Annotated in this window: 1 protein-coding gene; it reads right to left on the reverse strand. The window is 48.2% G+C overall.

Going from position 1 to position 251, the window contains the following annotated elements:
- Positions 1–251, reverse strand: a 251-nt coding sequence (locus ACRHNM_RS17540) for a hypothetical protein (RefSeq protein WP_431137931.1), incomplete at both ends; no start/stop codon positions are given.

Consider the following 251-nt stretch of genomic DNA (forward strand, 5'->3'; position numbering starts at 1 on the left):
TTCGGCATGGACAATCACGTAGAACCCGTTTGCATAGTCGCTTACATCTATGGGTTGAAACTGATAGCTAGTTACGTTGTTGAGCGGGTCGACTACCTGGGTATACTGGCCCCGTGCAACCGGTGGATCTCCTTTGTTATCTTCGGGGTATTTCTCTTCCCCAACATACAGGTGGGCCTGTGTCATGACATTCCCGGGTAACAGGTTGATGGTAACAGTAACAATATCGTTGGAATATGCCACGGTAACAT

This window comes from Psychroserpens mesophilus (genome assembly GCF_050617655.1).
GTDB lineage: Bacteria > Bacteroidota > Bacteroidia > Flavobacteriales > Flavobacteriaceae > Psychroserpens > Psychroserpens mesophilus_A.